Raw genomic sequence first — 7,416 nt, forward strand, 5'->3', positions numbered from 1 at the left:
AACATGACCGCCACCCACCCTCCCCACCCCCAGCGCTGGCTGATCCTCGGGGTGATCTGCCTGGCCCAGCTCACGGTGCTGCTCGACAACACCGTCCTCAACGTCGCGATCCCCTCGCTCACCCGGGAGCTGCACGCGTCGACCTCCGACATCCAGTGGATGATCAACGCCTACTCGCTGGTGCAGTCCGGTCTGCTGCTCACCGCCGGCAGCGCCGCCGACCGGTACGGGCGCAAGAAGATGCTGGTCACCGGACTCGTCCTGTTCGGCGCCGGATCGCTGGCCGCCGGACTCGCCCACGGCACCGGCCAGTTGATCGCCGCCCGGGCCGGCATGGGCGTGGGGGGCGCGCTGCTCGTGACGACCACGCTGGCCGTGGTGATGCAGATCTTCACGCCCGAGCAGCAGCGGAAGGCCATCGGCATCTGGGCCGCGGTCAACTCCCTCGGTTTCGCCGCCGGACCGGTCATCGGCGGCTTCCTGCTGAGCCACTACTGGTGGGGGGCCGTATTCCTGGTCAACCTGCCGGTCGCGGCGCTCGCCCTCGCGGCGGTCGTCGCGCTCGTCCCCGAGTCCAGGAGCCCCCACGGCGACCGCCCGGACCTGCTCGGCGCGCTGCTGTCCACGATCGGCATGGCCGCGCTGGTGTACGCCATCATCTCCGGCCCCGCGCACGGCTGGACCGCCTCCCGCGTGGGGGTGAGCGCGGCCGTCGCCGTGGTCGTCCTCGCGCTGTTCGCCTGGTGGGAGTGGCGCATCCCGTACCCCATGCTGGACCTGGGCTTCTTCCGCGACCGCCGGTTCACCGGCGCGGTCGCCGGGGCGGTGCTGGTCGTGTTCGGCATGGGCGGTGCGCTGTTCCTGTTCACCCAGCACCTGCAGTTCGTCCTCGGCTACGGCCCCCTGGAGGCGGGCCTGCGGACCGCGCCGCTGGCACTGACCGTCGTGGCCCTGAACTTCACCGGGGTGGCCGCGCGCTGGACGGCCCGGCTCGGCGGCCCCGGGGCGGTGCTGCTGGGCATGGCGCTGATGGCAGCGGGCCTGGTGTCCATCGCCGTGCTCGCCGCGCACGGCTACGCCGGAACGCTGCTCGGGCTGCTGCTCATCGGCGCCGGCACCGCGATCGCCAGCCCGGCGATGGCCCACGCCATCATGAGCTCGATCCCGCCCGCGAAGGCCGGTGTCGGTGCCGCGGTCAACGGCACCCTGGCGGAGTTCGGCAACGGTCTCGGGGTGGCCGTGCTGGGCGCCGTACTGAACGCGCGGTTCGCGGCGCTGATCCCGGTGGCCGCCTCCTCCCTGCCGGCGGCGCTCGCCGCGGCGCACGGCGCGGGCGAACGGCAGCGCGTCCTGGACGCGTTCTCCGCCGGCCTTCGGACCAGCCAACTGGTGGGCGCGAGTGCCGTTCTGCTCGGCGGGATACTCGCCGCCGCGTTGCTGCGCCGCGCGCAGCGGGAAGAGACGAGGGCAGACGAGGGTGCGGTCGCGGCCTAGGCTCGCGACGCCGGGGCGGTCCGAACGGCAGGGCCTAGCATCTTGATCGGTGACGGATTCGAGGAAGGTGCGCCATGGCGAAGGCAGGCCAGGAGGCCAAGGGGGCCGCGCGGACCAGCGTCTGGCTGGAGGGCAAGGCGCGCCGCGGGCGGGGCACGGGCCAGCCGTCGGGGCTCGACCGGGACCGGATCACCGAGGTCAGCGTGCGGCTGCTGGACGCCGAGGGGCTGGCGAAGTTCTCCATGCGCCGGCTGGCCGCCGAGCTGAACGTCACCGCGATGTCCGTCTACTGGTACGTCGACACCAAGGACGAGCTGCTGGAGCTCGCCCTCGACGCGGTGTACGGCGAGATGGAGCTGCCCGACCCCGCGGCGGCCGGCGTCGACTGGCGGGAGCAGCTGCGGGAACTGGCCGAGCAGTACCGCGCGGTGCTGGTGCGCCACCCGTGGGTGTCGCCGCTGATCGGCCGGTACCTCAACATCGGGCCGAACAACCTGGCCTTCTCCCGGGTGGTGCAGCTGGTCGTGCGCCGCACCGGCCTGCCGGTGCACCGGCTCACCAGCACGATCTCGGCCGTCTTCCAGTTCGTGTACGGCTACGGCACGCTCGAGGGCCACTTCAACACGCGCAGCGCGGCCCTCGGCATGTCCCGCGACGAGTACTTCCGGCACTCGGTGGCGGAGGTGAGCGAGTCCGCTGCCTACGCCGAGGTCCTCCAGGAGTCCAAGGAGATCATGGAGGCCCGCGGCGGCGACACGGTCGAGGAGATGATGGAACGGGACTTCACCTACGCGCTCGACCTGCTGATCGCGGGCATCGAGGCGCTGGTGGAACGCGGCTGAGGCTCAGCCGTCCTGCTCTGCCAGCCGGGCCGGGAAACCGCCCGTGGCGATCGGCCCCCACCGCTCCGGCGTGATCCGGATGATCGACTTGCCCTGCTCGAGCATGGCCTGCCGGTACTCGTCCCAGTCCGGGTGCTCGCCGGCGATGGTCCGGTAGTACTCCACGAGCGGCTCGACGGAGTCGGGTGTGTCGATCACCTCGGCGGTGCCGTCGATCTGCACCCACGGCCCGTTCCACTCGTCGCTCAGCACGACGACGGCGACCCGCGCGTCCCGCTTGGCGTTGCGGGTCTTGGCCCGCTCCGGGTAGGTGGAGACCACGATCCGGCCCGAGTCGTCGACCCCGCAGGTCAGCGGGGACGCCTGGGGGCTGCCGTCACCGCGCCGGGTCAGCAGCAGGGCGCGGTGACGGGGACGTACGAAATCCAGCAGCTCGTCCAAGGACACACGGGTGTTGGTCGCGATGTTCGATGCCATGGCGTCAGCCTAGGCGGCGTACGCCCGCGTTTGCCTGACCCTGGCGTGCCTACGCCTGCGGCAGGGTGTCGCCCTGGACCGTCTGGATGTCCAGTTCCACCTTCAGGGTGGTGCCGATGGCGGCGATGCCCGCCTGGAGGACCTGGTTGTAGTTCATCGCGAAGTCCTCGCGGTGCAGTTCCGTCGTGGCGCGGAACGCGGCGCGGGTGCCGCCCCACGGGTCGGCGCCGGAACCGAGGTAGGCCAGGTCCAGGTCGACCGGGCGCAGCACACCGTGCATGCCCAGCTCGCCGTGGACGGTCCAGCGGTCCGGACCGGCGGCGGTGAGGCCCGTCGACCGGAAGGTGATCTCCGGACAGGCGCCGACGTCCAGGAAGTCCGGCGAGCGCAGGTGGTCGTCGCGCATCTTGTTGCCGGTGTCGATGGACGCGGCCTGGATGACCGCCTCGACCCGCGACTTGGTGACGTCGTCCGGGGCGATCTCGACGGTCCCGGCGAAGTCCGTGAACCGGCCGCGCACGCTGGAGATGCCCAGGTGCTGGGCGACGGCGCCCACGGAGGAGTGGACCGGGTCGATCGTCCACGGTCCGGGCGGCGGCAGTTCGGTGCCGCCCTGCCGGGCCAGCGTCACCGTGCCCACCTCGGCGCGTCCGCTCGCGGTGACGATGGCGCTGGAGGCGGCCGGCGCGTAGCCGACGGCGGTGACGATGACGGTGTACGCCCCGGGAGCCAGGGCCGTCCCGTCGCGTACGGCGCCCTCGGCGTCGGCCTCGGCGCGCAGCACCTGCGTGCCGGTCATGTCGGTCACCGTGACGACCGCGTGCGACACGGCCCATCCGTCCCGGGTGCGGATCCTCGCGGTCAGTCCCATCCCGTTTCTTCTCCCTGCGAAGCTGTGCAAATCGGTCGTAAGAGTCCGGCCCGCGGCGGGCGCCGCGTCTGGGTCTCAGAGCGCGCGCCCGCCGCGGGCCGGGGCCGTACTACTCGCCGGGGTGGGCGAGCTCGATGTCGTGGCCGTCCACGCCGCCCTTGACGGTGAGCGCGGTGGCCACCGGCGGGTAGCCCGTCGCGATGACGGTGTACTCGCCGCTGTTGAGGTCGGTGAAGGCGTACGCCCCGTCCGAGCCGGTGGTCGCGGTGGAGACGACGTTGCCGGCGGCGTCGACCAGGGTCACCCGGGCGTCGGCCAGCGGGCCGTGCGGCGCCCGGACGACGCCCTGGACCTGGGCGCCGGTCTCCAGCTCGACCTCGATGCGGGTCACGCCGGTGCCGCCGACCTCGACGGGCAGCGCGCGCGGCCGGTAGCCGGCGGCGTTGACCGCGATGGTGACCGTGCCCGGGACCAGCTCCTCGAAGGAGAACTCGCCCTGCTCGCCGGTGGTGGCGCTGGCCAGCAGATCACCGCGGACATCGGTGACGATGACCATCGCGTCCTTGACCGGCAGCGCCGACTCGGCGGCCCGCACCACACCGGTCAGACCGCTGGTGCCGCTGAGCAGGATGTCGTAGGCGACGGGCTCCTCACCCACAACGATGGTGGACGCCTGCGGCTGGAAACCGTCGGCGGAGGCGATCAGCACGTACGACCCGGCGCCGGGCGCGTGGACCGCGTAGGAGCCGTCGGCCTGGGCGACCGAGCGGCCGAGCTGCCGGCCGGCCAGCGAGATCAGCGTGACGGCGGCCTGCGGCACGGGCGCGCTCTCGGCGCCCCGGACGGAGCCGCGGACCGGGATGCCGCCGGAGACGGGCTCGTCCCGCTCGATGGTGGCGACGGCGGAGAGCTTCTGCATGCCGTCCGTGGCGGCCTCGGTGTCCGAGGCGGCCGACGCCCAGCTCGGGGTCTTGTCCTGGACCGGCGTGACGGCTGCCTCGGCGACGACGGGGGCGGCGGCCGGAGCGGCTGCCTCGGTGTTCGCCTCGGCGGCCTGGGCCAGGGCTCCACTGGTACGCAGCGGGACCTCCTTGATGAACAGGGTCACGAGGAAGGCGAGGAACGCGATCGGCGCGACGTACAGGAAGATGTCACCGATGCCGTGCCCGTAGGCGCCTTCCAGCCAGTTGCGGATGGGGGCGGGCAGCGCGTCCATGTCGGGCAGCGTGCTGCCGCCGGAGGCCTTGGCCGCGGCCATCTGCTCCTTGGGGCTGAGCTGGCCGATGGTGTCCTTGGCGTAGTGGCTGATCCGGGTGGTCATCACCGAGCCCAGCACGGAGACGCCGACCGCACCGCCGAGCGAGCGGAAGAAGGTGACCGTGGAGGACGCGGCGCCGAGGTCGCTCGGGGTGACCTGGTTCTGCGTGGACAGCACCAGGTTCTGCATCATCATGCCGACGCCGAGACCCATCAGCGCCATGAAGATCGCCAGGTGCCAGTACGGGGTGTCGTAACGCATGGTGCCCAGCAGGCCGATGCCCGCGGTCAGCAGCACACCGCCGGAGACCAGCCAGGCCTTCCACTTGCCGGTACGGGTGATGACCTGCCCGGAGACCGTGGACGACACGAACAGGCCGCCGATCATCGGGATGGTCATGACGCCGGACATCGTCGGCGACTTGTCCCGGGCCAGCTGGAAGTACTGGCTGAAGAAGACGGTGCCCGCGAACATCGCGATACCGACGAACAGCGAGGCCAGCGAGGCCAGCGTGATGGTGCGGTTCTTGAACAGGCGCAGCGGGATGATCGGCTCGCTGGCCTTGGTCTCGGTGAAGACGAACAGCAGGCCCAGCAGGACCGCGCCGCCGACCATCACACCGGTCTGCCACGACAGCCAGTCGTACTTGTCGGAGGCGAAGGTGACCCAGACCAGCAGCAGGCAGACGGCCGCGGTGATGAAGAAGGCACCGGCCCAGTCGACCTTGACCTTCCGCTTGGTCTCCGGCAGGTGCAGCGTCTTCTGCAGCACCAGCAGGGCGATCAGCGCGAACGGCACACCGACGTACAGGCACCAGCGCCAGCCGAGCCAGTCGGTGTCGGTGATGACACCACCGATGAGCGGACCGCCGACGGTGGCGACGGCGAAGGTCGCGCCGAGGTAGCCGGAGTAACGGCCACGCTCACGCGGGGAGATCATCGCGGCCATGATGATCTGCGCCAGGGCGGACAGACCACCGGCGCCGATGCCCTGCACGGCACGCGCGGTGATCAGCATGCCGGGGTTCTGCGCCAGACCGGCGACGACCGAGCCCGCGATGTAGACGCACAGTGCTATCTGCACCAGCGCCTTCTTGCTGACCAGGTCGGCGAGCTTGCCCCACAGGGGAGTGGTGGCCGTCATCGCCAGCAGCGAGGCGGTCACGACCCAGGTGTACGCGCTCTGACCGCCGCCGAGGTCCGTGATGATCTCGGGCAGCGCGTTGGAGACGATGGTGGAGGACAGGATGGCGGCGAACATGCCGAGCAGCAGCCCGGAGAGCGCCTCCATGATCTGCCGGTGCGACATCGGAGCGTGGTCGCCGGCGGCGCCTCCCCCGTGCTTGGCATGAGCCCGCACACCGGCTGGTGTGGTCGTTGCCATGGGCTTCCTTTACTTACGTGCTTGCGGGTGTACGGGTGGTCGTCTCGAACACGGGTGGCCTGAGTGGCGTTCGGCAGTCGTCGAAACTGGCCCGCAGCCGTTGCATCAGCCGGGTGAGCTGGGCGACCTCCTCGTCACTCCAGTCGCCGAGCCGCTCGGCCAGCAGCCGGGTGGTGGCCCGGGAGAGGTCGTCGAGCTTGTGGTTGCCCGCCGGGGTGAGCCGCACGATGCGCGACCGCTTGTCCGCCGGGTCCGGGGAGCGCTCGATCCAGCCCCGCTCGGCCACGTGCGCCACATGCCGGCTGGTGACGGACATGTCCACGGCGAGCAGCTCCGCGAGCTTGCTCATGCGCATGTCTCCGTACCGGCCGAGCAGCGTCAGGACGGCGGCCGAGCCGCTCGGGCAGTCGGACGGCAGGATCCGTCCCAGCTCCCTTTTGACGGCGCCGAAGGCGCTGAACTGACGGATCAGCTCCTCGTACTGCGCCTGTGCGGCCATCACGCCTCCCGTGTTCGTTGCTTAGGGCAACCATAAGCTTGGTTGGTTGCCGCAGGCAAATAAAACAGGTGGGCTCTGCATAAAAACTTGGCAAAGGCAAGTATTACGGAAGTAAACGCACAGGTAGGGGTGGCTTGAGGGGTGGTGGCCCCCGCACTTGGGCCGCACCGGCGGATTCGCTAGTGTCTCGGCCCATGGCTAACACCCAGGGCCCCCAGGGCAATTACGACCCCGCCGGCAACACCCAGATGTTCCGCGCGTTCGTCGACGAGGCCCCCCAGGGCCGCCGGCAGGAGGCCGCCCCCGCGTCCTCCGGCCCCCGCGTCGGCCTGATCATCGGCGCGATCGCAGCGGTGCTGATCGTCGCAGTGGTGGCTTGGCTGGCCCTGAAGTAACCAACCGGGCACGCGGCGACCCGGCGCTACGAGGTGCCCGGGCAAGACAACGGTCCGCACCCGTGGCGGAAGGGGCGACGGCCGGCACCCGCGTACGGCGGGAAGGGGCCGGGGTGGGGGGTGTCCGCCCGCAGCGGCCGGCACCGGGCAACGGCACGTTCGTCGGAAACGGGCGGCCGGACCGAGGACGGACACCC

At 71.2% G+C, this 7,416-nt stretch carries 7 protein-coding genes; 3 read left to right on the forward strand and 4 right to left on the reverse strand.

All coding sequences use genetic code 11. The features are described from left to right. Nucleotides 1-3 precede the first annotated feature (3 nt). Nucleotides 4-1,494, forward strand: a complete 1,491-nt coding sequence (locus AC0B9F_RS29660) for an MFS transporter (protein WP_472007727.1) — start codon at nt 4-6, stop codon at nt 1,492-1,494. A gap of 74 nt (nt 1,495-1,568) precedes the next feature. Then, entirely contained in the window at nt 1,569-2,336 is a 768-nt protein-coding gene (locus AC0B9F_RS29665) for a TetR/AcrR family transcriptional regulator (RefSeq protein WP_472007729.1), read from the forward strand. A gap of 3 nt (nt 2,337-2,339) precedes the next feature. Here the strand turns inward: AC0B9F_RS29665 and AC0B9F_RS29670 are convergent, their stop codons facing one another. From AC0B9F_RS29670 to AC0B9F_RS29685, 4 genes are all read right to left on the reverse strand, one after another. Beyond that, nucleotides 2,340-2,813, reverse strand: a complete 474-nt coding sequence (locus AC0B9F_RS29670; RefSeq protein WP_472007730.1) for a PPOX class F420-dependent oxidoreductase — start codon at nt 2,811-2,813, stop codon at nt 2,340-2,342. 49 nt (nt 2,814-2,862) lie between these two features. Next, nucleotides 2,863-3,684, reverse strand: coding sequence for a YceI family protein (locus AC0B9F_RS29675; protein WP_472007732.1), 822 nt, complete (start codon nt 3,682-3,684; stop codon nt 2,863-2,865). 109 nt (nt 3,685-3,793) lie between these two features. Further along, nucleotides 3,794-6,250 carry an MFS transporter gene (locus tag AC0B9F_RS29680; RefSeq protein WP_472007747.1) on the reverse strand — a complete coding sequence of 819 codons (2,457 nt, stop codon included), beginning with the start codon at nt 6,248-6,250 and terminating at the stop codon, nt 3,794-3,796. A gap of 88 nt (nt 6,251-6,338) precedes the next feature. Continuing rightward, complete coding sequence (locus tag AC0B9F_RS29685; RefSeq protein ID WP_472007733.1) at nt 6,339-6,824, reverse strand: MarR family winged helix-turn-helix transcriptional regulator; 486 nt, start codon at nt 6,822-6,824, stop codon at nt 6,339-6,341. Between the two features lie 194 nt (nt 6,825-7,018). Between AC0B9F_RS29685 and AC0B9F_RS29690 the strand changes: the two genes are divergently transcribed. Continuing rightward, the gene (locus AC0B9F_RS29690) at nt 7,019-7,219 is read left to right on the forward strand and encodes a hypothetical protein (protein WP_472007734.1); all 201 of its coding nucleotides are present in this window, start codon (nt 7,019-7,021) and stop codon (nt 7,217-7,219) included. Nucleotides 7,220-7,416: the final 197 nt, after the last annotated feature.

This window comes from Streptomyces sp. NPDC097129, assembly GCF_055668065.1.